This is a genomic window from Pseudomonas sp. ANT_H12B (genome assembly GCF_008369325.1).
In the GTDB taxonomy this organism is placed as follows: domain Bacteria; phylum Pseudomonadota; class Gammaproteobacteria; order Pseudomonadales; family Pseudomonadaceae; genus Aquipseudomonas.
Genome location: NZ_VOBI01000009.1, coordinates 215,158 through 241,841, shown reverse-complemented (window position 1 = coordinate 241,841; position 26,684 = coordinate 215,158). Strand labels below are relative to the sequence as shown.

At 60.5% G+C, this 26,684-nt stretch carries 22 protein-coding genes; 11 read left to right on the top strand and 11 right to left on the bottom strand.

Annotated features, from left to right (window positions below; genetic code table 11):
• Positions 1–6: 6 nt before the first annotated feature.
• Positions 7–606, bottom strand: a complete 600-nt coding sequence (locus tag FQ185_RS16365; RefSeq protein ID WP_149418305.1) for a CoA pyrophosphatase — start codon at positions 604–606, stop codon at positions 7–9.
• Between the two features lie 146 nt (positions 607–752).
• Here FQ185_RS16365 and FQ185_RS16360 point away from each other — a divergent pair, with 146 nt between their 5' ends.
• The 7 genes from FQ185_RS16360 (at position 753) to nagE (ending at position 9,397) form a co-directional block, all read left to right on the top strand.
• A complete protein-coding gene (locus FQ185_RS16360; RefSeq protein WP_149418304.1) occupies positions 753–1,304 on the top strand; it encodes an NUDIX hydrolase in 552 nt (183 codons plus the stop codon).
• Positions 1,305–1,378: 74 nt separating this feature from the next.
• A complete protein-coding gene (locus FQ185_RS16355; RefSeq protein WP_149418303.1) occupies positions 1,379–1,882 on the top strand; it encodes a murein L,D-transpeptidase family protein in 504 nt (167 codons plus the stop codon).
• A gap of 334 nt (positions 1,883–2,216) precedes the next feature.
• Positions 2,217–2,948 carry a GntR family transcriptional regulator gene (locus FQ185_RS16350; protein ID WP_123433628.1) on the top strand — a complete coding sequence of 244 codons (732 nt, stop codon included), beginning with the start codon at positions 2,217–2,219 and terminating at the stop codon, positions 2,946–2,948.
• A gap of 38 nt (positions 2,949–2,986) precedes the next feature.
• Complete coding sequence (gene nagA / locus FQ185_RS16345; RefSeq protein WP_149418302.1) at positions 2,987–4,093, top strand: N-acetylglucosamine-6-phosphate deacetylase; 1,107 nt, start codon at positions 2,987–2,989, stop codon at positions 4,091–4,093.
• On the top strand, positions 4,074–5,096 hold the full coding sequence (locus FQ185_RS16340) for an SIS domain-containing protein (RefSeq protein ID WP_149418301.1): 1,023 nt from the start codon (positions 4,074–4,076) through the stop codon (positions 5,094–5,096). The genes nagA and FQ185_RS16340 overlap by 20 nt, the downstream gene beginning before the upstream one ends.
• Before the next feature lie 37 nt (positions 5,097–5,133).
• A complete protein-coding gene (gene ptsP / locus FQ185_RS16335) occupies positions 5,134–7,650 on the top strand; it encodes a phosphoenolpyruvate--protein phosphotransferase (protein ID WP_149418300.1) in 2,517 nt (838 codons plus the stop codon).
• Between the two features lie 31 nt (positions 7,651–7,681).
• Positions 7,682–9,397, top strand: a complete 1,716-nt coding sequence (gene nagE / locus FQ185_RS16330; protein WP_149418299.1) for an N-acetylglucosamine-specific PTS transporter subunit IIBC — start codon at positions 7,682–7,684, stop codon at positions 9,395–9,397.
• 183 nt (positions 9,398–9,580) lie between these two features.
• Here nagE and FQ185_RS16325 read toward each other — a convergent pair whose 3' ends face one another.
• Both FQ185_RS16325 and purL read right to left on the bottom strand, forming a co-directional pair.
• Positions 9,581–9,892 (bottom strand): YqfO family protein, encoded by a 312-nt coding sequence (locus FQ185_RS16325; RefSeq protein WP_149418298.1) that lies wholly within the window; start codon positions 9,890–9,892, stop codon positions 9,581–9,583.
• Between the two features lie 5 nt (positions 9,893–9,897).
• Positions 9,898–13,794, bottom strand: coding sequence for a phosphoribosylformylglycinamidine synthase (gene purL, locus FQ185_RS16320; RefSeq protein WP_149418297.1), 3,897 nt, complete (start codon positions 13,792–13,794; stop codon positions 9,898–9,900).
• A 286-nt stretch (positions 13,795–14,080) separates the two neighbouring features.
• Here purL and mltF point away from each other — a divergent pair, with 286 nt between their 5' ends.
• A complete protein-coding gene (gene mltF, locus FQ185_RS16315; protein ID WP_149418296.1) occupies positions 14,081–15,541 on the top strand; it encodes a membrane-bound lytic murein transglycosylase MltF in 1,461 nt (486 codons plus the stop codon).
• A gap of 36 nt (positions 15,542–15,577) precedes the next feature.
• Here the strand turns inward: mltF and pdxJ are convergent, their stop codons facing one another.
• From pdxJ to lptF, 8 genes are all read right to left on the bottom strand, one after another.
• A complete protein-coding gene (gene pdxJ / locus FQ185_RS16310) occupies positions 15,578–16,324 on the bottom strand; it encodes a pyridoxine 5'-phosphate synthase (protein WP_149418295.1) in 747 nt (248 codons plus the stop codon).
• Positions 16,325–16,371: 47 nt separating this feature from the next.
• Complete coding sequence (recO, locus tag FQ185_RS16305) at positions 16,372–17,061, bottom strand: DNA repair protein RecO (protein ID WP_149418294.1); 690 nt, start codon at positions 17,059–17,061, stop codon at positions 16,372–16,374.
• A gap of 165 nt (positions 17,062–17,226) precedes the next feature.
• Entirely contained in the window at positions 17,227–18,129 is a 903-nt protein-coding gene (gene era / locus FQ185_RS16300) for a GTPase Era (RefSeq protein ID WP_010463054.1), read from the bottom strand.
• Positions 18,122–18,811 carry a ribonuclease III gene (gene rnc / locus FQ185_RS16295; protein WP_033053426.1) on the bottom strand — a complete coding sequence of 230 codons (690 nt, stop codon included), beginning with the start codon at positions 18,809–18,811 and terminating at the stop codon, positions 18,122–18,124. Before rnc ends, era begins: the two co-directional genes overlap by 8 nt.
• A 184-nt stretch (positions 18,812–18,995) precedes the next feature.
• Positions 18,996–19,850 (bottom strand): signal peptidase I, encoded by an 855-nt coding sequence (gene lepB / locus FQ185_RS16290; RefSeq protein WP_149418293.1) that lies wholly within the window; start codon positions 19,848–19,850, stop codon positions 18,996–18,998.
• A gap of 5 nt (positions 19,851–19,855) precedes the next feature.
• A complete protein-coding gene (gene lepA, locus FQ185_RS16285) occupies positions 19,856–21,655 on the bottom strand; it encodes a translation elongation factor 4 (RefSeq protein WP_042932348.1) in 1,800 nt (599 codons plus the stop codon).
• Positions 21,656–21,825: 170 nt separating this feature from the next.
• Positions 21,826–22,887: an LPS export ABC transporter permease LptG gene (gene lptG / locus FQ185_RS16280; protein WP_149418292.1), complete on the bottom strand. Its 1,062-nt coding sequence runs from the start codon at positions 22,885–22,887 to the stop codon at positions 21,826–21,828.
• Entirely contained in the window at positions 22,880–23,998 is a 1,119-nt protein-coding gene (gene lptF / locus FQ185_RS16275) for an LPS export ABC transporter permease LptF (protein WP_149418291.1), read from the bottom strand. Before lptF ends, lptG begins: the two co-directional genes overlap by 8 nt.
• 306 nt (positions 23,999–24,304) lie before the next feature.
• Between lptF and FQ185_RS16270 the strand changes: the two genes are divergently transcribed.
• From FQ185_RS16270 to FQ185_RS16260, 3 genes are read left to right on the top strand one after another with little or no spacing between them, the layout of a single operon-like run.
• On the top strand, positions 24,305–25,795 hold the full coding sequence (locus tag FQ185_RS16270) for a leucyl aminopeptidase (RefSeq protein WP_149418290.1): 1,491 nt from the start codon (positions 24,305–24,307) through the stop codon (positions 25,793–25,795).
• A gap of 60 nt (positions 25,796–25,855) precedes the next feature.
• Positions 25,856–26,284, top strand: coding sequence for a DNA polymerase III subunit chi (locus FQ185_RS16265; protein ID WP_149418289.1), 429 nt, complete (start codon positions 25,856–25,858; stop codon positions 26,282–26,284).
• Positions 26,285–26,292: 8 nt separating this feature from the next.
• Positions 26,293–26,673 carry a DNA polymerase III subunit chi gene (locus tag FQ185_RS16260; protein ID WP_149418288.1) on the top strand — a complete coding sequence of 127 codons (381 nt, stop codon included), beginning with the start codon at positions 26,293–26,295 and terminating at the stop codon, positions 26,671–26,673.
• Positions 26,674–26,684 lie beyond the last annotated feature (11 nt).

Here is a 26,684-nt window from a genome sequence, read left to right as displayed (position 1 = left end):
ATGGCTTCAAATATTGATAAAGCTTTTGGGTGGGTGGTGCAGGCTGATGTCGGCGTCATAGAGCAGGTTGATCAACTCGACAATCATGATCGCCGTCAGGCCCCAGATCTTGTATTCGCCGTAACGATAACTCGGCACATACCAACTGCGCCCCTGGTAATCGATGCGGTGAGTGTGTTCCCGCGGATCCTTGCGGAAAAACTCCAAAGGTACGCTGAATACGGCGGCGATCTCGGCATCGTTGGCCATGTATTCAACAAAATCCGGAATCACGCCGACATAAGGCGTGACCTTGATGCCGTGCAGGGAGATCAGTGGGCTCAGCGGGCCGATCACTTCAACCAGCCCCGGCGGCAGGCCGATTTCTTCTTCGGCTTCGCGCAGGGCGGTGAAAATCAGGTCCGGGTCTTCGGGGTCGCGTCGCCCGCCGGGGAAGGCGACTTCGCCGCCATGGGTCGAGAGCCCGCTGGCGCGCAGGGTCAGAACCAGTTCCGGTTCATCACTGCGAGTAATGGGAACCAGTACCGCGGCCTCAGGGAAACGTTTATCGGTTTCCAGCGTTTGCGGCGTGTGGTTGCTTACCCGATGAAGTAGCTCGTCCAGCATGAGTGCTCTCGACCTGTTGGCTACCTTGCATCATGCACCAATCGAACGGGCCGCCCAACCCCATAACCGCTGCATGTCGCTAAACGACAACTTGCCGACAGACACCGCCGCACGCCAAGATAGGCGCAGCATTCAGGAACCCAAGCATGAAATTTTGCAGTCAGTGCGGCAACCCGGTCACCCAGCGCATTCCCGAAGGCGATTCGCGCCTGCGTTATGTCTGTGACAGCTGTCATACGATTCATTACCAGAACCCCAACATCGTCGCCGGGTGTGTGCCGGTCTGGGGGTCGAAGGTGTTGCTGTGCCGGCGTGCCATCGAGCCACGGCTCGGTTACTGGACCCTGCCCGCCGGTTTCATGGAAAACGGTGAAACCATCGAGCAGGCAGCCATTCGCGAGACTTTTGAGGAAGCCTGCGCGCGGGTGCGCAACCTGAGCATCTATACGTTGATCGACGTGCCGCACATCAGCCAGGTGCATGTGTTCTTCCGCGCCGAACTGGTGGACCTGGATTTCGCCGCCGGCCCCGAGAGCCTGGAGGTGCAGCTTTTCGAAGAAGCCGACATCCCTTGGTCCGACCTGGCTTTCCGCACAGTGGGCCGTACCTTAGAATGCTTCTTCGCTGACCGGCGGACCGAGGTCTACCCCGTGCGATCCGAATCGATCCCGCCGCTCGCTCAGCCTGCCATCACCTAAAGCTCCTGATTCCAAAATCACCTATAACTACAACTACATAAATAGCTGCGACACCTCTTAGGGGTACCGTTTCAATGCGCTGGTTGCTTGCCCTGTTTTGCTTGTCGTGCGTCGCTGTCTCCCAGGCTAGTGTTGCGGAAACACTGGACGGCAAAGTCATCGAAAAAGTCCTGATTCTGAAATCCGCCCATCAATTGCAATTGATCAATGACGGCAAGCCGCTCAAGACCTATCGCATCTCATTGGGAAAAAGACCTGTCGGCCCCAAACTCATGGAAGGCGACAAACGCACACCTGAAGGTTTCTATTGGATTGACTGGCGCAAGACCAGCGACCGCTTCAACCTGTCGATGCACATCTCCTACCCGAATATCAGCGACTCCGCCCGATCGCGGCGCGAAGGCGTCGAGCCCGGCGGCATGATCATGATCCACGGCACCCCGGACACCGAAGACAACCCCGAAGATCTGTTCCACACCCTGGACTGGACTGACGGCTGCATCGCCATGCGCAACATGGACATGCGCGAAGTCTGGGGCCTGGTGCCGGATGGCACGATGATCGAAATCCGCCCGTAACCCCGGCGCAAGATCATTCCCACGCAGAGCGTGGGAACGATCAGCACCATTTCGTCGGGAAAGAAAAATAAACTCAAGAGATCGCAGCCTGCGCCAGCGTCTACCGGGCAGATACCAATTCCCCCGGTAGAGGCTGTCAAACGCTGCGATCTTTGCTTTCAAAATCCCCACCTCTAATACCACTTCAAACCTACCCATTCTTAGCCCACCCAACCGGGCAGCCTTTCCCGCGCCTACAGCAAAGTGGTGGCATTGACATGGTATTTAAGTGGTATTAGTTTTCACCTCACAACCGTGCGACAACAATCCTACATCCGCATCGGACCAAACCTACATGAATGACCTCCAGGCTCTACGCCCTGACGACACCCAGCCCACGCCGTTGTACCTGCAACTGGCGCGCAATCTGGAAGCGGCGATCCATGCCGGCCAATGGAAAGCCGAACAGGCCATGCCATCGGAGCGCAGCCTCAGTGAAATGCTAGGCATCTCCCGCGTTACCGCGCGCAAGGCGTTGGAAGTCCTGTTCGAGCAAGGCCTGATCCGCCGCAATCAAGGTTCCGGCACGTTCATCACCCCACGCCTGGAACAACCGCTGTCACGCCTTTCCGGTTTCAGCGAAATGCTCCGTCTGAAAGGCTTCGTCCCCGGCTCCCAATGGCTGGAACGGGAAATCACCCCGCCGACCCACGAAGAACTGATCCGCCTCGGCCTCTCGCCCAACGATAAGGTCGCGCGGCTCAAACGTCTGCGCAAGGCCGACGACACGGTGATGGCAATCGAGATGAGCACCCTGCCTGCCTCAATCATTCCCAAGCCGCAAGCCGTGGGCGACTCTCTCTACGAATACCTCGATGGCATCGGAAAACCGATTGTCCGCGCCTTGCAACACATCCAGGCGATCAATGCCTCGGACGAATTCGCAGCCCTGGTGGGCATCGCCCCCGGCACCGCCATGCTGCTGATGACCCGGGTCGGCTATCTGGAAGACAACACGCCCATCGAAGTCACCGACACCTATTGCCGCAACGACTACTACGACTTTGTCGCAGAGCTCCGTCGATAAAGAGCTTCGTCGCGAAAACAAGCAGGCGAGAACCGATCATGTCCGAAGACAACATCCTCACCGCCAACGGCTGGGTACGTGGCCGGCTGATTCATGAACACGGCAAGGTCGTGTCCATCGAAGGCCAACCCTGCGATCCGGCCGACAACGACTTGTCTTACCTGCTACCGGGGTTCATCGACCTGCATGTTCACGGTGGCGGCGGCAAAGACATCATGGAAGGCGCCACCGCCTTCGAAACCATCACCAAAACCCATGTGCGTTTCGGCACCACCTCGTTGCTGGCCACCACCATGACCGCACCGAGCGAAGAAATCTCCAGCGTGCTCAAAGCCGTTGGCGAGTTCTGCGAGCAGCGCCCGAAAGGCAGCGCCCGTGTACTCGGCGTGCACCTGGAAGGCCCGTACATCAACCCCGGAAAACTCGGCGCCCAGCCGAATTTCGCCCACACCGCGTTGATGGCCGAAGTCGAAGAATATTTGGCGCTGGCACCGATCCGGGTGATCACCATCGCCCCGGAAATCGCCGGCCACGATGCCTTGATCCGCGCCCTCAGCGCTCGCGGCGTGCGCATGCAAATCGGCCACACCCTCGGCAGTTACGAGGAAGGCGTGGCTGCGCTGGCGGCCGGCGCCAGCAGTTTCACCCACCTCTACAACGCCATGAGCCCGCTGCATCATCGCGAACCGGGCATCGTCGGCGCGGCGCTGGCTCACGCCAAATACGCCGAACTGATTCCGGATTTGCTGCACGTGCACCCCGGCGCCATCCGCGTCGCCCTGCGCTCGATTCCGTGTCTGTATTGCGTCACCGATTCGACCGCCGCAGCGGGTATGCCCGACGGTGAGTACAAGCTCGGCAGCCACACCGTGACCAAATGCCTGGGCGGTGTGCGCCTGCCCGACGGCACCCTGGCCGGCAGCACCCTGACCATGGATCAGGCGCTGCGCAATCTGGTGAAGATCGGCTTACCGATCGCCGAAGCCTCGCAACGTCTTTCGCAATTCCCCGCCGACTACCTCGGCATCACCGAACGCGGGCGCCTGCAACCCGGCGCCTGGGCCGACTGCGTGCGGCTCGATCGCTCACTCACACTGACCGCCGTCATGGTCGAAGGAGAAGACATTGACTTCAAAAATGCTTGAAGAGGCGCTGTCCTCATTCGAGGCCGTGCAAGCGCAATTGCAGCAACTCGACCCGCAGATGATCGAGATCGCCGGACGCCTGCGCCGTCAGCCGCCGCAAGTGGCGATGACCGTGGCTCGCGGCAGTTCCGATCACGCGGCGAGTTACTTCGCGTACCTGACCATGCAGCAACTGGGCGTCCCGGTGGCGTCGTTGCCGATGTCGGTGGTGACCATGCAGCAAGCGCCGTTGAAGGTCAGCGGTCAGGTCGCGTTTGCCTTCTCGCAATCGGGGCAAAGCCCGGATCTGGTGAACAGCCTGCGTCTGTTGCGCAAGCGTGGCGCCTTAAGCATTTCGATGGTCAACGCTGAGAGTTCGCCGTTGGAAGCAGCGTGTGAATTCAGCCTGCCGCTGTTGGCCGGTACGGAAAGCAGCGTCGCCGCGACCAAGAGTTTTATCGCCACCCTCAGCGCCAGCGCCCGCCTGATCGCGCACTGGAACGATGACGTGGAGTTGCTCGAAGCAGGCAACGCGTTGCCGGAAGGTTTGCGCGATGCAGCGCAACAGGACTGGAGCCTGGCCATCGATGCCCTGCGCGATTGCCAGCGTTTGATGGTGATCGGTCGTGGCGCCGGTTTTGCTATCGCTCAGGAAGCCGCGCTGAAATTCAAGGAAACCTCGGCGATCCAGGCCGAAGCCTTCAGCAGCGCCGAAGTCCGTCACGGCCCGATGGCGTTGATCGACGAAAATTATCCACTGCTGATATTCGCCCCGCGCGGTGCCGAGCAGGCCGGTTTGCTGAGCCTCGCCGCCGACATGCGCCAACGCGGTGCCCGCGTATTACTGGCAGCTCCCGATGACGTAAGCGAACGCGACCTCACCCTGATCCGCGCTGAGCATCCGGCCCTCGACCCGATTTTGGCGATCCAGAGTTTCTACGTCATGGCCGCTGGTTTGGCGGTTGCCCGTGGCATGGACCCGGACCAGCCGCGGCACCTCAGCAAAGTCACACGCACGCACTGAGTCTGCCCCGTACATTTTTCCCTGATGAGACCGAGCCATGCACAACAACAATAAAGAGCTGACCCTCAGCGCCCCGCTCAGCGGCCCGGTGCTCACGCTCGCCAAAGTCCCGGACGCGGTGTTCGCCAGCGGCGCGATGGGCGACGGGATCGCCATCGACCCGCTGAACGACACCCTCCACGCCCCCTGCGCCGGCGTGGTGGTACACGTCGCCCGCACCGGCCACGCCGTCACGTTGCGCGCTGATAACGGTGCCGAATTGCTCCTGCACCTGGGCCTCGACACGGTCGAGTTGCAGGGCGAAGGCTTCTCGATGCTGGTCAAGGAAGGTGCACGTGTCGCCAACGGTCAGCCGCTGTTGCGCTATGACCTGGACAAAGTCGCGCAGCAATGCAAAAGCCTGGTCAGCCTGATGATCCTGACCAACAGCCAGGACTTCCAGGCGCGACCGATCACGCTGAAATCGGTGAAGGTCGGCGAGCCATTGCTGCACATCATTCGTCGGCATGCGCCCGGCGCGCAGGCTGAAGCAGACCTGTCAGGCGAAGAAATCTACGGCCACATCCGCATTGCCCATCGGGGTGGTTTGCATGCCCGGCCGGCAGCGCTGATTCGTCAGACGGCTCAGGGTTTCAAGTGCAAATCGCAACTGCATTTCGCCGGAAAATCGGCGACCTGTAACAGCCTGATCGGGTTGATGGGTTTGGCCATCGGCGAGCAGGACGAGGTTCAAGTCAGCTGCCAGGGCCCAGACGCCGAAGCAGCGCTGCAAGCGTTGTTGATCGCGTTATCCACAACACTGGCCGATGACCGCCATGCCGCCGCGCCCGCACCGATTGCCCAGCGCGGTCGTGCGGCCGAAGCTGGCGTGCTGCATGGTGTCTGCGCGGCGCCCGGTCTGGTCGAGGGCCCCCTGTTTCGCCTGAACGCGATCAGCCTGCCGGTGGATGCCGGCGATCATGATCCCGAGCAGCAACTGCATGCCCTCGATGCCGCGCTGACCGTGGTGCGCAGCGAAATCGACCAGACACTGGCCCAAGCCAGGAAACACAAAAACACTGACGAAGAAGCGATCTTCGCTGCGCACCTCGCACTACTTGAAGACCCGGCGCTGCTGGACGCGGCCAATCAATCCATCGATCAAGGCATGGCGGCGACTCACGCCTGGAGCCAATCCATCGACGTGCAGTGCGAGGTCCTCCAGCAACTTGGCAGCCCGTTACTGGCCGAACGCGCCAACGACTTGCGCGATCTCAAGCAACGAGTATTGCGCGCGCTGCTCGGTGAATCCTGGCACTACGACGTGCCGGCCGGTGCCATCGTCGCGGCCGATGAACTGACTCCGTCCGACTTGCTGCAACTGAGTCAGCAAGGCGTCGCCGGGGTGTGCATGGCCGAGGGTGGCGCGACGTCCCACGTGGCGATTCTGGCGCGCGGCAAAGGCTTGCCGTGCCTGGTTGCCTTGGGCTCGACATTGCTGGATCAGCAACAAGGCCACTCGGTGGTGATGGATGCCGACGGCGGTCGCCTCGAACTGGCGCCGAATGCCGAGCGCCTGGCCGAGGTGCGTCAGGCGCAACTCGATCATCAACAACGCCGTGCGCAGCAACAGGCCCAAGCGCATACCCCGGCGCTAACGCTCGACGGCTTGCACATCGAAGTCGCGGCCAATGTCGCCTCCAGCGCCGAAGCCGCTGACGCGTTGGCCAATGGCGCGGATGGTGTCGGTCTGTTGCGCACCGAGTTTCTGTTCGTCGACCGCCTCACCGCGCCGGACGAACAGGAACAGCGCCTCGCCTATCAGGCCGTGCTCGATGCCATGGGCGACAAGTCGGTGATCATCCGCACCATCGACGTCGGTGGCGACAAGCAACTCGACTATTTACCGCTGCCCGCCGAGGCGAATCCGGTACTCGGTTTGCGCGGCATTCGCTTGGCCCAGGTGCGGCCGGAATTGCTCGATCAGCAACTACGCGCGCTGCTGCATGTCTGCCCGCTGTCGCGTTGCCGGATCCTCTTGCCGATGATCACCGAAGTCGATGAGCTGCTGCACATCCGTCAGCGTCTCGACGCCTTGTGCACCGAACTTGAGCTGACCCAACGCCCCGAACTGGGCGTGATGATCGAAGTCCCGGCCGCCGCGTTGCTGGCCGAGCAGCTTGCGGAGCATGCGGATTTTCTGTCCATTGGCACCAACGACTTGTCCCAATACACCCTGGCCATGGACCGCGATCACGCCGGGCTCGCCTCGCGTGTCGACGCGATGCACCCGGCCCTGCTGCGGCTGATCGCCCAGACCTGCGCCGGTGCCGCTGCGCATAACCGATGGGTTGGCGTCTGCGGCGCGCTCGCTTCAGACCCGTTGGCCACACCGGTACTGATCGGCCTGGGGGTCAGCGAGTTGTCGGTCAGCCCGGTGCAGATCGGTGAAATCAAAGACCGCGTCCGTCACCTCGACGCCGCCGAATGCCGCCGCATCAGCCACGACCTGCTCAAGTTGAGCAGCGCCGCGGCTGTGCGTCACGCCTGTCACCAGCAATGGCCTCTGAGCTGAACAAAACAACAAGAATCCAGGGAGAACCGCCATGTACCAATACTTCATTGAAGGCCTGCAACGCCTCGGCCGCGCACTGATGCTACCGATCGCGATCCTGCCGATTGCAGGATTACTGCTGCGCCTGGGCGACACCGATTTGCTTAACATCGCGATCATCCACGACGCCGGGCAAGTGATTTTCGCCAACCTGGCGATGATCTTCGCCATCGGTATCGCGGTGGGTTTCGCCAAGGACAACAACGGTACCGCCGGGCTGGCAGGGGCGATTGGTTATCTGGTGATGGTCTCCACGCTGAAGGTGCTCGATGCGAGCATCAACATGGGTATGCTCGCCGGGATCATCAGCGGCTTGATGGCCGGCGCGCTGTACAACCGCTTCAAGGACATCAAGTTGCCGGAGTACCTGGCGTTCTTTGGTGGCCGGCGTTTCGTGCCGATTGCCACCGGGTTTACCGCCGTCGGACTGGGCGTGGTGTTTGGCTTGATCTGGCCACCGATCCAGCACGGCATCAACAGCTTCGGCGTGTTGATGCTGGATAGCGGCAGCATCGGCGCCTTCATTTTTGGCGTACTTAACCGCCTGCTGATCGTCACCGGCCTGCACCATATCCTCAACAACATGGCGTGGTTCATCTTCGGCAGCTTCACCGATCCGACGACCGGCGCCATCGTGACCGGCGACTTGTCGCGCTACTTCGCCGGCGACCCGAAAGGCGGCCAGTTCATGACCGGCATGTTCCCGGTGATGCTCTTCGGCCTGCCCGCCGCGTGCCTGGCGATGTACCGCAATGCCTTACCGGAACGCCGCAAAATCATGGGCGGGATTTTCCTGTCCATGGCGCTGACCTCGTTTTTGACCGGCGTGACCGAGCCGATCGAGTTTGCGTTCATGTTCCTCGCACCGATGTTGTTTCTGCTGCACGCACTGCTGACTGGCCTGTCCATGGCGGTCACCGATCTGCTGAACATTCACTTGGGTTTCACCTTCTCCGGCGGCTTCATCGACATGATCCTCGGCTGGGGCAAATCCACCAACGGCTGGCTGGTGATTCCGGTGGGGCTGGCCTATGCGGTGATCTACTACGTGGTGTTTGATTTCTGCATTCGCCGCTTCAACCTGAAGACGCCGGGGCGGGAAGATGTTGCGACGGGTGACAAAGTGGTGGTCGCCGAGAATGAGCGCGCCGGGGCTTACATCAAGGCGCTGGGCGGTGCGCAGAATCTGATCACCGTGGGTGCGTGCACCACGCGGCTGCGGCTGGACATGGTGGATCGCAACAAGGCGTCCGATGCAGAGCTGAAAGCATTGGGTGCAATGGCGGTGGTGCGGCCGGGCAAGGGCGGGAGTCTGCAAGTGGTGGTCGGGCCGATGGCCGACAGCATTGCCGATGAGATTCGCCTGGCGATGCCCGCACTGGGCCGCGCGGTGATCTCCTCCCCTCCCGCTGCAGTCGATGCACCAAAACCTGTCGTCGTCGCGATACCAGAAGCTCAGCATTGGCTGAATGCGTTGGGCGGAGGCGAGAATGTGCTGCAAATGGATTGCGTGGCCATGACCCGGATTCGCCTGCAACTGGCGGATGGCAAGGCGTTGTCGGAATGTGATTTGAAAGCGCTGGGGTGCCAGGGTGTGAGCCAGTTGGAAGGGGGGGTCTGGCACCTGCTGATTGGCGACAAGGCATCGAGTTTGAGTGATGCACTGGAGGCATTGGTGAATCGCAGTGAGGTGAGTGCCAAGGTTTAAATTGTGGGTGCCTGACAGGCCGCCTTCGCGAGCAGGTTCGCTCCCACATTGGAACTGTGTACACCAAACCATTGTGGGAGCGAGCCTGCTCGCGATGAGGCCTTCAGCAACTCTGCTAATTGTCAGGCCATAAAAAACCCGCTGATCTTCATCAGCGGGTTTCTCATTTCAGCGGCAGGCAGATCAGAAATCCTCCAACCGCCACACCTCATAAGCCGGCGTCTCGTAGGGATGACTCTGCTTCAGAGCCATCACCACAGAACGAATCAACTCGTTACTGACCACCAGCTCAACCTTCCATTCCTCAACCTGCTCGACCTGCCCCGCCTCGCCAATAAACGGCTGACTGCCATCCAGTGGACGAAACTGGCCCAAGCCCAACACCTGCCACGCGCAGTGATCATAAGCACCGATCCACCCGCCACCGGCAGCGAATACGGCGCTTTTGACCAGCTCGACATGACTGTCAGGAACAAAAAAGCTGAGCTTGTACACAGCGCTTAGTTAACCCAGACGCGCGCATTACGGAACATACGCATCCAAGGTGCGTCTTCGTTCCAGTCTTCCGAACGCCACGAGTTCTGCACCGCGCGGAACACACGCTCCGGGTGAGGCATCATGATCGTCACGCGACCGTCACGGCTGGTCAAACCGGTGATCCCGCGCGGCGAGCCGTTCGGGTTGGCCGGGTAGTTTTCGGTGACCTTGCCGTGGTTGTCGACGAAACGCATCGCCACGCAACCCGACAGATCAGCTTCCAGCAACGCTTCTTCGCTCGCGAACTCGGCATGACCTTCACCGTGAGCGATGGCGATCGGCATGCGCGAACCAGCCATGCCTTGCAGGAAGATCGAGTTCGACTCCTGAACCTGAACCATCGCCACACGGGCTTCGAACTGTTCGGAACGGTTACGCACAAAGTGCGGCCAGAACTCGCTGCCCGGGATCAGCTCGTGCAGGTTGGACATCATCTGGCAACCGTTGCACACGCCGAGGGTGAAGCTGTCGTTACGTTCGAAGAAGCCCTGGAACGCATCGCGAGCGCGGCTGTTGAACAGCGCGGACTTGGCCCAGCCTTCGCCGGCACCCAGTACGTCGCCGTAGGAGAAACCACCGCAGGCCACCAAGCCTTTGAACTCGTTCAGGTCGACACGGCCGGCCAGAATGTCGCTCATGTGCACGTCGATCGCGTTGAAACCGGCGCGGTCGAACGCAGCCGCCATTTCCACCTGACCGTTGACGCCCTGCTCACGCAGTACGGCAACTTGTGGGCGGATGCCTTTCTTGATGTAAGGCGCGGCGACGTCCTGGTTGACGTCGTAGCTCAGCTTGACGCTCAGGCCCGGGTTGTCTTCTTCCAGCAGCACGTCAAACTCTTGTTCGGCGCAGTCGGCGTTATCACGCAGGCGCTGGATCTGGTAGCTGGTTTCAGCCCACTGACGTTGCAGCAGACGACGCTGACCTTCGAACACGGTTTCGCCGTTGAAGGTGATGTTGATCTGGCCGTTGTTCATCGGCTGACCGATCACCGACACACACTCGCCCAGACCGGCAGCGCTGAACTGCGCAAGGATGTCTGGAGTAGCGTCCTGGCGAACCTGGATCACGGCACCCAGCTCTTCGTTGAACAGGATCGCGGCGATGTCGGTAGACGTTTCTGCCAGACCGTCGAGGTTCAGGCTCAGGCCGCAGTGGCCGGCGAAGGCCATTTCCACAACGCTGGTCAGCAGACCACCGTCGGAACGGTCGTGGTAAGCCAGCAGGTGACCATCGGCGTTGAGGCCCTGGATCACGGCGAAGAAGGCTTTGAGGTCTTCGGCATCATCGACGTCCGGCGCTTGCGAGCCAAGCTTGCCGTGAACCTGGGCCAGGATCGAGGCGCCCATGCGGTTCTGGCCACGGCCCAGATCGATCAGGATCAGGTCGGTGGTGCCCTTGTCCATGCGCAGTTCCGGCGTCAGGGTCTGACGGATGTCAGCCACAGGCGCGAAACCGGTCACGATCAGGGACATCGGCGAGGTCACGGTCTTGTCGACGCCTTCGTCGTTCCAGCGCGTGGCCATGGACATGGAGTCCTTGCCCACCGGAATGGTGATGCCCAGATCAGGGCACAGTTCCATGCCGACCGCTTTCACGGTGTCGTACAGACGCGCGTCTTCACCCGGGTGACCGGCAGCGGACATCCAGTTGGCCGACAGTTTGATGTCGGAGATCTTGTTGATACGCGACGCAGCGATGTTGGTCAGGGTTTCGCCGATGGCCATGCGGCCCGACGCCGGAGCGTCCAGCAGTGCCAGCGGGGTACGCTCGCCCATGGCCATGGCTTCACCGGTGTAAACGTCGAAGCTGGTGGCGGTGACGGCAACGTCGGCTACCGGAACCTGCCACGGGCCGACCATCTGATCACGGGCCACGAGGCCGGTGATGGTGCGGTCGCCGATGGTGATCAGGAAGCTTTTGCTGGCAACGGCCGGGTGGTGCAGGACGCGCTCCACGCAATCGGCGATGGCCAGGGTGGACGGATCGAAATCGTCGCCCAGTTCGTTTTCACGTACGGCCGAACGGTGCATGCGCGGGGCTTTGCCCAGCAGCACTTCCAGCGGCATGTCCACCGGGCTGTTGCCGAAGTGGCTGTCGGTGACCGTCAGTTGCGGCTCGGCAGTGGCTTCGCCGACGACGGCAAACGGGCAACGCTCGCGCTCGCAAATCGCCTGGAAGCGTTCGAAGTCAGCCGGGCCGACCGCCAGAACGTAGCGTTCCTGGGACTCGTTACTCCAGATTTCGTGCGGGGCCATGCCCGGCTCGTCGTTTGGAATGTTGCGCAGTTCGAAGCGACCGCCACGGTTGCCGTCGTTGACCAGTTCCGGGAAGGCGTTGGACAGACCGCCCGCGCCGACGTCGTGGATGAAGCTGATCGGGTTGTGTTCACCCAACTGCCAGCAACGGTCGATGACTTCCTGGCAGCGACGTTCCATTTCCGGGTTTTCCCGCTGTACGGAAGCGAAGTCCAGGTCTGCCGAGCTGGTGCCGGTGGCCATGGAAGAAGCCGCGCCGCCGCCCAGACCGATCAACATCGCCGGGCCGCCGAGCACGATCAGCTTGGAGCCGACGGTGATCTCGCCTTTTTGTACGTGTTCGGCACGGATGTTACCCATACCGCCGGCCAGCATGATCGGCTTGTGATAACCGCGAACCTCGTTGCCACGCGGGGTGGTGATCGACTGTTCGAAGGTACGGAAATAACCGGTCAGGGCCGGACGGCCGAATTCGTTGTTGAACGCGGCGCCGCCCAGAGGGCCTTCGATCATGATGTCCAGCGCGGTAACGATGCGCTCAGGCTTGCCGTACGGCACTTCCCACGGCTGTTCGAAGCCAGGAATCTGCAGGTTCGATACGGTGAAACCGGTGAGGCCAGCCTTTGGCTTGGCACCGCGACCGGTAGCGCCTTCGTCGCGAATCTCGCCGCCACTGCCGGTGGACGCGCCCGGGAACGGGGCAATCGCGGTCGGGTGGTTGTGTGTTTCGACTTTCATCAAGATGTGCACCGGCTCTTGCACCGCGCCGTACTGGCGGGTTTCAGGGTCCGGGAAGAAACGGCCGGCGACGTTGCCGACGATGACCGAAGCGTTGTCCTTATAAGCCGACAGAACGCCTTCGCTGTGCATCACGTAGGTGTTCTTGATCATGCCGAACAGGCTTTTTTCCTGGCTCTGACCGTCGATGTCCCAACTGGCGTTGAAGATCTTGTGACGGCAGTGCTCGGAGTTCGCCTGGGCGAACATCATCAGTTCGATGTCGTGCGGGTTGCGCTTCAAGCCAACGAAGGCAGCGACCAGGTAGTCGATCTCGTCTTCGGCCAGGGCCAGGCCCAGCTCGGTGTTGGCTTTTTCCAGCGCGGCGCGGCCGCCACCCAGTACGTCGATGGCAGTCAGCGGTTTCGGTTCGGCGTGGCTGAACAGGCCGGCGGCTTGTTCAAGGTTGCCGAGGACGATCTGGGTCATGCGGTCGTGCAGCCCATCAGCGATAAGCTGCGCTTCGGCGTCGCTGAACTGGCCGGCGACGTAGAACGCGATGCCGCGTTCCAGGCGCTGGATCTTGCTCAGGCCACAGTTGCGGGCGATGTCGCTCGCTTTACTGGACCACGGCGAGATGGTGCCGAAACGCGGCAACACCAGGAACAGACGACCGGTTGGCTCTTGTACCGGAACACTTGGGCCGTACTTCAGAAGGCGCGCGAGCACCTGCTGTTCGTCGCCGGTCAGGACGCCGGTAACTTCGGCGAAGTGAGCGAATTCAGCATACAAGCCGCTGACAGCCGGGACGCATCGGCGAAGTTGCTCAAGGAGTTTGCTGTGGCGAAAGGCAGAAAGGGCAGGAGCGCCGCGCAGGATCAACATCTTCGGGACAGCCTCGGGAAGGGGTGTGCTTTGAGGCCGTGCATTCTAGCCTAAACAGCCCGCGACATCACCCGAAACGGCACGTGTGGCTGCACCCGAACGTCGGGCCGGGTCTGCGGCCCCGTATCCGACGCTTATCGGGACGGGCAAAAGACGTTATTTTTTATGTTGAAAATTGCCGTACAAGCCTATTCCTGCGGGCTTGCGGTGGTTTTTTCGCTCTCTAGCAGACAAGCCCTTTGCTGTCGAGATATGGCGCTCGTGGTCCTTTGCGTATACTGCGCAGATGTTTTCCCCAACGGCTTTGCGTCCGCGGTACGCCAAATGGCTGATCGCAACCGGACTCTTCCTGGTGCTCAGTGGCTGTGTTGATAAACCCAACACGCTGGAGCGCGTAAAGGAGGATGGCGTGCTGCGGGTGGTTACCCGTAACAGCCCCGCCACCTACTTTCAGGATCGCAACGGTGAGACCGGCTTCGAATACGAGCTGGTGAAGCGCTTCGCCGACGATCTGGGGGTCGAACTCAAAATCGAAACTGCCGACAACCTAGACGACCTGTTCAATCAGGTGGGCAAGCCTAACGGCCCGGTGATCGCTGCTGCCGGTCTGGTCAGCAGCGAGGAACGCAAAAAGCAGGTGCGGTTTTCCCACTCGTACCTGGAAGTCACCCCACAGATCATCTACCGCAACGGCCAATCGCGGCCGACCGATGCGGGCGATCTGGTCGGCAAGAAGATCATGGTGCTCAAGGGCAGCACCCACGCCGAGCAGTTGGCGGCACTGAAAAAGAAATATCCCGGCATTGAATACGAAGAGTCCGACGCGGTTGAAGTCGTCGATCTGCTGCGGATGGTGGACGAAGGTCAGATCGACCTGACGCTGGTCGACTCCAACGAAGTCGCGATGAACCAGGTGTACTTCACCAACATACGGGTCGCCTTCGACCTCGGTGATGCCAGCAACCAGAGCTGGGCAGTGGCGGCCGGCGACGACAACAGCCTGCTCAACGAGATCAACTCTTACCTCGACAAAGTGAAGAAAAACGGCACCCTGCAGCGCCTGAAAGACCGCTATTACGGGCACGTTGACGTTCTCGGTTACGTGGGTGCTACAACGTTCGCCCAGCACCTGCAGCAACGGCTGCCAAAGTACGAACAGCACTTCAAGAACTACGCGAAGAAAGAAAAAGTCGATTGGCGCCTGTTGGCGGCGGTTGGCTATCAGGAATCGTTATGGCAAGCAGCGGTCACGTCCAAGACTGGCGTGCGCGGCCTGATGATGCTGACCCAGAACACCGCGCAGGCCATGGGCGTGTCCAACCGCCTCGATCCCAAGCAAAGCATCATGGGCGGCGCCAAGTACCTGGCCTACATGAAAGAGCAGCTGGATGACTCGATTCAGGAGCCGGATCGCACATGGTTTGCACTGGCGGCCTACAACGTTGGCAGTGGCCACCTGGATGACGCACGTAAACTGGCGGCCAAGGAAGGGCTGAATCCGGACAAGTGGCTGGACGTGAAGAAGATCCTGCCGCGCCTGTCAGAGAAGAAGTGGTACAGCAAAACCCGCTACGGCTACGCCCGAGGCGGTGAGCCGGTGCATTTCGTGGCGAACATCCGTCGCTACTACGACATCCTGACCTGGGTCACGCAGCCACAACTTGAAGGCGATCAGATCGCTGAGGGGAACCTGCACGTGCCGGGGGTCGACAAGACCAAGCCGAATCAGGAAACCCCTCCGCTCTAAATCTTCGCTGCCTTCAAAGACGCCATCGCGGCCGATCTAGCCTTTCAACGCAGCGGCCAGAATCAAAGCCTTCATCTCCGAAACCGCCGACTTGAAGCCGACAAACAACGCATGAGCCACCAGCGCGTGGCCGATGTTCAGTTCGTTGATGCCTTTGATCGCAGCCACGGCTTCAACGTTGTGATAATGCAGGCCATGGCCGGCATTGACGATCAACCCTTGGGCCAGACCAAACGCCACACCGTCGCCTACGCGTTTGAGTTCTTCGGCCACTTCGGTCGGTGTCTCGGCATCCGCGTAACGCCCCGTATGCAGTTCGATTGCCGGTGCACCGACACGACGCGAGGCCGCAATCTGCCGTTCGTCAGCATCGATGAACAGCGACACTTCACAGCCGATCTTCGCCAGACGGTCCACCGCCGCTTTAATCCGTGCTTCCTGCCCCGCCACGTCCAGACCCCCTTCGGTCGTCAGCTCCTGACGGGTTTCCGGCACCAGGCAAATGTGCGCCGGACGGATGCGTTCGGCGAACGCCATCATCTCTTCGGTCACGCCCATCTCGAAGTTCATGCGGGTTTGCAGCACGTCCTTGAGCAGCAACACGTCGCGCTCCTGGATGTGCCGACGGTCTTCACGCAGGTGCACGGTGATGCCGTCCGCGCCCGCCTCTTCCGCATCCAGTGCTGCCTTGACCGGATCCGGATAGCGCGTGCCCCGGGCCTGACGCAGGGTGGCAACGTGGTCGATGTTCACGCCAAGAAGAATGCGATTGCTGGTGGTCACGGAAGCGCTCCTGAATTTAAAGATTCGGCGCACAGCATACGGGGAGACTACGGCTTGCGAAATAGCTCACGACTGACCAGCGGACGACCGCCCAGATGCACGGCCAGCGCTTGGCGCATCAAACGTTTGGCTGCGGACAATGCACCGGGCGCGGTCCAGTCGGCCTCGGCCATGGCCAGCAGTTCGGCGCCGTTGAACAGACCGGGTTGCAGCAGGTAGACCCGTTCCAGGCCAGCGTCCACTTGCAGGCGATAGAGACCGTCCAGGACGATGGGCTCGCCGTGGATGTCAGTGTTCAGCGCAAAGCCGTAGCCGAGATCATCCAGCAGTCGCCATTCGAACGAGCGCAGCAACGGCTCCAGCGGACGGCCTTCTGCCAGAGCAAGCAAGGTCGCGGCGTAGTGATCGAATACACCGGGATGCGGGTCTTCGGACGGCAACAGACGAATCAGTAGCTCATTGAGATAGAGGCCACTGAACAACGCCTCACCGCTGAGCCAGGTTGAAACGCCAGCGCTTTCCATGCGCCCGACATTCTTCAGCTCGCCACGCCCACGGAACTCGACTTCCAGCGGCACGAACGGCCTCGCCAGTGTCCCGGCCTTGCCCCGCGCACTGCGCAACACCGCCCGCAGCCGACCTTGCGGCGTGAGGAAATCCACCAGCGCGCTACTTTCGCGGTAGGCGCGGCTATGGAGTACATAGGCGAGTTGGCCGGTGGGTGGGGTTGGGGACATGGGCGTCTCGCTGAAGAAGTGCCGGCTTGAAATCAACACAAACCTAATGTGGGAGCGGGCTTGCCCGCGATGGCGGATTCACATTCAACAACTCTGCTGAATGTTACATCCTCATCGCGGGCAAGCCCGCTCCCACAGGGTTCTACAGTGCAGCGCTGACCGGTGTTACAGGTCGCCGTAACCCAGCGAACGCAAGGCGCGCTCGTCGTCGGACCAGCCGCCTTTCACTTTGACCCAGAGGTTGAGCATGATCTTGGAGTCGAACAGCAGCTCCATGTCCTTGCGCGCTTCGGTGCCGATGCGTTTGATCCGCTCGCCCTTGTCGCCAATGATGATTTTCTTCTGACCATCACGTTCGACGAGGATCAAGGCATGGATGTGCAGGGTTTTCCCCTGCTGCTTGAACTCTTCGATTTCCACGGTGATCTGGTACGGCAGCTCGGCGCCCATCTGGCGCATGATTTTCTCACGCACCAGTTCAGCGGCGAGGAAACGGCTGCTGCGGTCGGTGATCTGGTCTTCCGGGAAGAAGTGATCGTTTTCCGGCAGGTAACCGGCAATCACACGCTCCAGTGCCTCGAGGTTGTGCCCGTGCTGGGCCGAGATCGGCATGATCTGCGCGTTCGGCAGCTGTTCCTGCAACCAGCTCAGGTGCGGCATCAGCTCGGCTTTGTCTTCGATGCGGTCAGTCTTGTTCAGCGCCACGATCAAAGGGCCGGTCACGTACTGGACGCGTTCGAGGACCATCTGGTCTTCGTCGGTCCACTTGGTGCGGTCAACCACGAAGATCACCACGTCGACGTCTTTCAACGCCGCCGAAGCGGTCTTGTTCATGTAACGGTTGAGGGCCTTCTCGCCACCTTTGTGCATGCCCGGGGTGTCGACGTAAACAGCCTGGATAGCGCCTTCAGTCTTGATGCCCAGCATGTTGTGACGGGTAGTCTGCGGCTTGCGCGAGGTGATCGCCAGCTTCTGACCCAGGATATGGTTCAGCAGCGTGGACTTGCCCACGTTCGGACGGCCGACGATGGCAACATAGCCACAGCGAGTTGCGGTTGAATCAGTCATGGCCATTCTCCACGCCCAGGGCAATCAGTGCTGCAGCGGCCGCTACCTGTTCGGCAATACGACGGCTCACACCCTGACCTCGGCTTTTTTCATTCAGTAAGGTGATTTCACATTCGACGAAAAACGTCCGGCAATGCGGCTCACCCTGGATATCCACCACTTCGTAACGCGGCAGCTCACAACCGCGCGACTGCAGGAATTCCTGCAGGCGGGTTTTCGGATCTTTGTTGGTGTCGACCAGTGTCAGGCCTTCGAACTCCCCGGCCAGCCAGGCCAGCACGCGCTCGCGCGCCATGTCCATGCCGGCGTCCAGGTAAATCGCACCAATCAGTGCTTCCAGGGCATCGGCCAGAATCGATTCGCGACGAAAACCGCCGCTTTTCAATTCACCGGAACCCAGGCGCAGGTATTCGCCCAGATCGAAACCACGGGCCAGTACGGCCAGGGTCTCACCTTTCACCAGGCGTGCGCGCAAACGCGACAATTGGCCTTCGCGGGCCAGCGGGAAGCGATCGAACAGCGCTTCGCCCGCGACGAAGTTAAGGATGGCATCACCGAGGAATTCCAGGCGTTCGTTGTTGCGCCCGGCAAAGCTGCGGTGAGTCAGGGCCAGGACCATCAGTTCCTGATCCTTGAAGGTGTAGCCGAGCTGACGCTCGAGACGGCTTAAGGAAACGCTCACGGTTTACCCACGCTGAGTTCGTGGTTGGATTCCACCGCCATCGCCGAGAGTCGGCGCAGGCTTGGGACAATTAACGCTGTGTTCAAAAATTACGTCCTGAATATCATTGTTTTCATGCTTCTGGCGCCGATTGTGCCGGTTCCAGAAATGCATTCGGCGCTGTGTTCAACAGCGCCGTGTGTGATTACTTGATCAGGCCAACCCGCGAGAAATTCGGCAGGTGACTGAGTTTAGGTTCCGGCCAGCTCATCCAGACTGCGAAGGCCTTGCCGACGATATTCTTGTCGGGAACCATGCCCAGCAGATCCTTGGGAATGCTCGGATCATCCCAGTAGCGACTGTCGTTCGAGTTGTCGCGGTTGTCGCCCATCATGAAGTAGTGCCCGGCAGGCACGGTCCACGAATGGTCCGGCGTTGCGCGGTAGCGGCTCATTTCCTTGCGGATCAGGTGCTCGGCGATGCCGAGTTTTTCCTTGTAGAGCTCGGCGCTGCCCAACGTGCCCGGCTCGGAGCCGACCAGTTGCTCGGCAATCGACTCACCGTTGACGAACAGACGCTTGTCGCCGGTGTAACGAATCTGGTCACCCGGCAGGCCCACTACACGCTTGATGTAGTTGACGTTCGGATCGCTCGGGTAGCGGAACACCATCACATCGCCGCGCTGCGGATCACCGACTTCGATGACTTTCTTGTCGAGCACCGGCAGGCGGATCCCGTAAGAAAACTTGTTCACCAGAATGAAGTCGCCAACGTCCAGGGTCGGTTTCATCGAACCGGAAGGAATCTGGAACGGTTCCACCAGGAACGAACGCAGCACCAGCACGATGAACAACACCGGGAAGAACGACTTGCCGTATTCGACCAGCAGCGGCTCTTTGTTCAGCTTCTCGACCACCAGCCCGTCAGGCTGGCTGACGCTGCCCTGATAGGAAGCAATGGCAGCACGCCGACGCGGCGCCAGGAAAACCAGATCGAGCAACGCCAACAGGCCGCAGACGAACACGGCGATGACCAGCAACAGCGGGAAATTTAGTGACATAGGACCTAACTATCCAACCTGAGCACTGCAAGGAAGGCTTCTTGTGGAATTTCCACGTTACCGACTTGCTTCATGCGTTTCTTACCGGCCTTTTGCTTTTCAAGCAGTTTCTTCTTACGGCTAACGTCACCGCCGTAGCATTTGGCCAATACGTTCTTTCTGAGCGCCTTGACAGAGGTCCGCGCAATGATCTGCCCGCCAATGGCGGCCTGGATCGCGACGTCGAACATCTGACGTGGAATCAGTTCTTTCATCTTCTCGGTCAACTGGCGACCTTTGTAGTGCGCGTTATCCTTGTGCACGATCAACGCGAGGGCGTCGACCTTGTCACCGTTGATCAGCACATCCAGTTTCACCAGATTAGCCGATTGATAACGATCGAAATGGTAATCCAGCGAAGCATAGCCACGGCTGGTGGATTTCAGACGGTCGAAGAAGTCCAGGACCACTTCGTTCATCGGCAGATCGTAGGTCACCTGGACCTGGGTACCGAGGAACAGCATGTCGTGCTGTACGCCACGCTTTTCGATACACAGGGTAATGACGTTGCCCAGGTGCTCTTGCGGCACAAGAATATTGGCCCGCACGATCGGCTCGCGCATGTCTTCGATCGAGGACAGGTCCGGAAGCTTCGACGGGTTGTCGACGTAAATCGTTTCACCGGTTTTCAGCAACAGCTCGAAAATTACCGTCGGCGCCGTGGTGATCAGGTCCAGGTCGTACTCGCGCTCCAGGCGCTCCTGGATGATTTCCATGTGCAACATGCCGAGGAACCCGCAGCGGAAGCCGAAGCCCAGCGCGTCGGAGCTTTCCGGGGTGTATTGCAGGGACGAGTCGTTGAGCGTGAGCTTTTGCAGGGCCTCACGGAAATCTTCGAAGTCGTCGGAGCTGACCGGGAACAGGCCGGCGTATACCTGCGGCTGAATGCGTTTGAAGCCGGGCAGCACGTCAACGTCGGGGGTGGAGCTCAAGGTCAGGGTGTCACCGACCGGTGCACCGTGAATGTCCTTGATACCGGCGATGATGAAGCCCACTTCGCCGGCCTTCAGGTCAACGGTGGCGGTGTGTTTGGGGTTGAAGACACCGACGCTGTCCACCAGGTGGATCTTGCCGGTGGACTTGACCAGAATCTTGTCGCCCTTCTTCACGCGACCGTGACGCACACGCACCAGGGAGACAACGCCCAGGTAGTTGTCGAACCAGGAGTCGATGATCAACGCTTGCAGCGGATCTTCGTAGTTGCCGGTCGGAGCAGGAATGGTGTGAACCAGACGCTCGAGCACTTCGTCGACGCCCAGGCCGGTCTTGGCACTGCACTCGACCGCGTCGGTGGCATCGATGCCGATGATTTTTTCGATTTCTTCTTTGACGCGGTCCGGATCGGCCTGAGGCAGGTCGATCTTGTTCAGGACCGGCATGACTTCCAGGCCCTGCTCGATCGCCGTGTAGCAGTTGGCAACCGATTGCGCTTCAACGCCCTGACCGGCATCGACCACCAGCAACGCACCTTCACAGGCCGCCAGCGACCGGCTGACTTCATAGGTGAAGTCGACGTGGCCCGGGGTGTCAATGAAGTTCAGCTGGTACTTGATACCGTCGCGAGCGGTGTAATACAGGGTGACGCTGTGGGCCTTGATGGTGATCCCGCGTTCACGTTCCAGGTCCATGGAGTCCAGCACCTGGGCTTCCATTTCACGCTCGGCAAGGCCGCCGCACATCTGGATGAAGCGATCAGCCAGCGTCGACTTGCCATGGTCAATGTGGGCGATGATGGAGAAATTGCGGATATGACTCAAATCACTCACGGATCAACACTCAAAAAGGCTGCAGGCATAGCCCGCCGAAAAATAGCCGGGAATTGTACCTGATCCACGGCGCAAGCGTCACGTTCGCAGGTCAGACGGCGCATACAAAAACGCCCCGGTCTTGCGACAGAGGCGTTTTCATTAACAGTCAGAGCGGGAAATACCCGCGATCAACCGGCCCGACGCAACAGCCAGACCCCGGCCAAGGCACAGACACTGGCTGGCAACAACACCGCAAACAGCGGCGAGAAACCGAACACCAGGCTCGAAGGGCCCAGCAGATCCTGGACGATGCGGAAGGTGAAACCCACCAGCACACCGGTAAATACGCGCTGACCGAGGGTCACCGAGCGCAGCGGACCGAAGATGAAGGAAATGGCCATCAGCACCAGGGCTGCGGTGACCAACGGCTGCAACACCTTGACCCAAAATGCCAGCCAGTAACGGCCATTGTTCAGCCCCTGGTCAGCCAGGTAGTGGATGTAGCCCCACAGACCGGTGATCGACAACGAGTCGGGGGACATTACCACCGTGCTGAGCAGTTGCGGGCTCAGCGCCACGTCCCAGCGCTCGACCGGCGTGCTCACCACTTCGGTGCTCTTGTCGTGGAACAGCGTGGTGGTGACTTCGCTCAGTTGCCAGTGATCCTTGTCGAACTCCGCGCGCTTGGAGAAGCTCGCCGACAGCATGTGGCGCTCCTTGTCGAAGCGATAACGGGTAACGCCATACAAAAGACCATTGGGCTGCACGGAGTTGACGTGAATGAACTCGTCACCCTGACGGTGCCACAGACCGTGCTTGGCACTTTGTGCGTCACCACTGCCCTGAGCCAGCGAGCGATTGGCCTGGGCGGTGCTTTCGGTCGCCGGCGCCACGTACTCGCCAATCAACACGCCCACCACCATCAGGACCAGCATCGGTTTCATGACCGCCCAGACGATTCGCCCGATCGACACGCCCGCTGCACGCATGATGGTCAGTTCGCTGTGGCTGGCCAGGCTGCCGAGGCCGATCAGGCAGCCGATCAGTGCCGCCATCGGCAACATGTCGTAAAGACGACGCGGGGCCGTCAGCAGAACGTAACTCAACACATCAACCAGGGTGTAGGTATCGCTGACGTCACCCATCTCGTCGATGAAGGCAAACAACGTTGCCAGACCGAGAATGATCCCCAGCACCGCCAGGATCGCCACGAATACGCTGCTACCAATGTAGCGATCGAGCTTAACCACGAGCCACCTCCAGCGCAGCGCGGCGACTCGCCATCTTCAAGCGCAACGGCTCCCAATAGAGCAAGCCCAGGCCAATGACCAGGAATATCGCATGCACCCACCACAACCCAAGCGCGGGCGGAATTTTGCCCTTTTCGAGGGCGCCGCGAGCGGCAATCAGGATGGACAGGTAAGCCATATAAAGAAGAATCGCCGGCAGCAGCTTGAGGAAACGACCCTGGCGCGGATTAACCCGCGACAGCGGCACCGCCATCAGGGCCACGATGAAGACCAGCAATGGCAACGACAGACGCCATTGCAGCTCGGTGCGGGAACGAATGTCGTCACTGCCCAGCAAGGAGCTGGTCGTCATCGCATCACGGTCGGTGACTTCGTCGCTGACGTCCGGTTTAGGCAGCAATACGCCGTACTCGTCGTACTTGATCGCCCGGTAGTCGGCCTGCCCCGGGTTGCCATCGTAGCGATAGCCGTTGTCGAGAATCAGGTAGCGGTTGCCGTCGGGGCGGATTTCCTGACGGCCCTTCTCGGCCACCAGCACGGAAATCCCGCGATCCTTGTTATCGGAATTGACGTTCTTTTGCGAAATGAACACACCGCCGAGGTTGATACGGTCATCCGACAGTGTTTCGGTATAGGTCACCCGCGTGCCGTCCCGCAGGGCCTGGAAGCGACCCGGCTCCAGGGTGTCGAACTCGGTCAGGGCGTCCTGCTTGTTCAGGAGCAACTGAAACTGATTGGCACCTTGTGGCGCCAGGCTCAGGCTCAACCACGCCACGACCAGGGCAACCAGAGTGGCCGGAAAAAGGGTCATGGCAAACAGACGTTGCTGACTCATGCCGGTGGCCGACAGCACGGTCATTTCGCTTTCCAGGTACAGCCGGCCATACGCCAGCAGAATCCCCAGGAACAGTCCCAATGGCAGGATCAGCTGCAGGAAACCCGGCAGGCGAAAGCCCATGATCAGGAACAGTGAACCCGGATCCAGAAGGCCCGAAGCCGCCTGGGCGAGGTATTTGATGAAGCGACCGCTCATGATGATGACCAGCAGCACGGCGCTGACGGCGCTCAAGGTCAACAGGACTTCGCGGGACAGATAACGGAAGACGATCAAACCAGACACTCCAGGGTTGTCAGGCTAAGGCGGCCAAACAAGCAAACGCATCAGCCGGCTCGCAGAGCAGAGCCGCCGAAAAAGATGCGCATTATCCTGTGATTGAGCGCGCCTGTCACTGCGCACGCTCAAGCAGGCGGTTAAAGCGTTGAAGATCGTACAAACCGAGGGTTGTCAGGCGCCGGTAGCGAGGTTCAAACTGCGGCCTTTGTCGCGGGCCGTGACCTGCGCCTTTCTATCTATAGCAAGCGGCGGATGCACATTGTCGAGCGCTTGCGTGTTGACCATTTATTCAGGGACCCGGACATGGAACTGGTTGTAAAAAGCGTTAGCCCAGAAACGTTGAAGACCGCCACTCTGGTGGTCGCCGTCGGCGAAGGCCGCAAGCTCGGCGCTACTGCGCACCAACTCGACGAACTGAGCGGCGGCGCCATCAGCGCTGTGCTCAAGCGCGGCGACCTGGCCGGCAAAGTCGGCCAGAGCCTGTTGCTGCACAGCCTGCCGAACCTCAAGGCCGAGCGCGTGCTGCTGGTGGGCGTCGGCAAGGACGAAGAGCTGGGCGATCGCCCGTTCCGTAAAATCATCGCTGGCATCCTCAGCACCCTTAAAGGCCTGGGCGGCAGCGATGCAGTGCTGGCCCTGGACGAAGTCGTGGTCAAGGGTCGCGACAGCTACGGCAAGACCCGCCTGCTGGCCGAAACCCTGGTGGACGGCGAATACACGTTCGATCAGTTCAAGAGCCAGAAAGCCGAGCTCCGCGCCCTGAAGAAAGTCACCCTGGTGACCATCAAGGCGGCTCAGGCTGAAGTGCAACGCGCCGTAACCCACGCCACCGCCATCGCCAACGGCATGGCCTTCACCCGCAATCTGGGCAACCTGCCGCCGAACATCTGCCACCCGACATTCCTCGGTGAGCAGGCGAAAAGCCTGGGCAAAGAGTTCAAGGATCTGAAAGTCGAAGTCCTCGACGAGAAGAAGATCAAGGCGTTGGGCATGGGCTCGTTCTACGCCGTCGGCCAGGGCAGCGCCCAGCCACCGCGCCTGATCGTCATGCAATACAACGGCGGCAAGAAATCCGAGAAGCCGTACGCGCTGGTCGGCAAAGGCATCACCTTCGACACCGGCGGCATCAGCCTGAAGCCGGGCGCCGGCATGGATGAAATGAAGTACGACATGGGCGGCGCTGCCAGCGTCTTCGGTACCCTGCGCGCCGTGCTCGAACTGAAACTACCGATCAACCTGGTGTGCATTCTGGCCTGCGCCGAGAACATGCCGAGCGGCAACGCTTCTCGTCCTGGCGACATCGTCACCACCATGAGCGGTCAGACCGTGGAAATCCTCAACACCGACGCCGAAGGCCGTCTGGTGCTGTGCGACGCCCTGACCTACTCCGAGCGCTTCAAGCCGCAAGCCGTGATCGACATCGCCACCCTGACCGGTGCTTGTGTTGTTGCATTGGGTTCCCACACCTCGGGCCTGCTCGGCAACAACGACGAACTGATCGGCCAACTGCTGAGCGCCGGCCAATCGGCCGACGACCGCGCCTGGCAACTGCCGCTGTTCGATGAGTATCAAGAGCAGCTGGACAGCCCGTTCGCCGACATCGCCAACATTGGCGGCCCGAAAGCCGGCGCCATCACCGCGGCCTGCTTCCTGTCGCGCTTCACCAAGAACCTGAACTGGGCGCACCTGGACATCGCCGGCACGGCATGGACCAGCGGCGGCAAGGACAAGGGCGCCACTGGCCGTCCGGTACCCCTGCTGACCCAATACCTGCTGGACCGCGCCAAAGCCTGAAACCGATGACCCGGGGCGGCGTCACTGACCGGTGACGCCACCCTTGGCTCAGGAACCGCAATGACCAAAGTCGACTTCTATATCCTGCCCAGCGCCGATCCTTCAGCGCGGCTGGATTTTGCCTGCAAGCTCACCGAAAAAGCCTGGCGCATGGGCCACCGTATCTACCTGCATTGCAGCGATGCCACCCAGCGCGACGATCTCGATGCGCGCCTGTGGGCCTTCAAGGGCGAAAGTTTCGTGCCCCATGGCCCCGCCGAAAGCGAACCGGATGGCCTGATTGTTCTGGGCCTTGGTGATGACTGCGGCCTGCATCAGGATTTGCTGGTCAATCTCGACCTGAAAGTCCCGGCTTTTGCCAACAAGTTCGCCCGGGTGGCCGAAGTGGTGGTGGAAGATCCGACGATACGTACGGCTGCGCGGGAGAGTTTCCGTTTCTACCGCGAACAGGGCTATCCTCTGCAAGATCACCGTTTACAGCGACTCTGAGCATTCCGATGGACACTCCAAAACCGCAGCAAAAGTCCGCGCATCTGCTGGACGACCTTGAGTCGATCCGCCAACTGCTCGGCGATGACAACCTGCAACCACCGCTGCTGACCGACACGGTCGAAGAAGGTGATCAGGAACAGATTCCGATGTTGTTCGATACGGTCGGCACTCCTGAACCGGCCATCGCACCGACACCAACCGCCCCACCGGCTTCGGCCGCCAGCAAGGGTCCCGATGCCCTGCTGTACCTGGACAGCGAACTGCGCGCCGCCGCGCAATTGATCATGCAAGACGTGATCGACGATTTTGCCCCGCACATCGAAACCGAGATCAAACGCCGCCTCAGCGCCCGGCTGGAGCGGTTGTTGAGTCAGTACAACGACTGAACCTGTGAGAG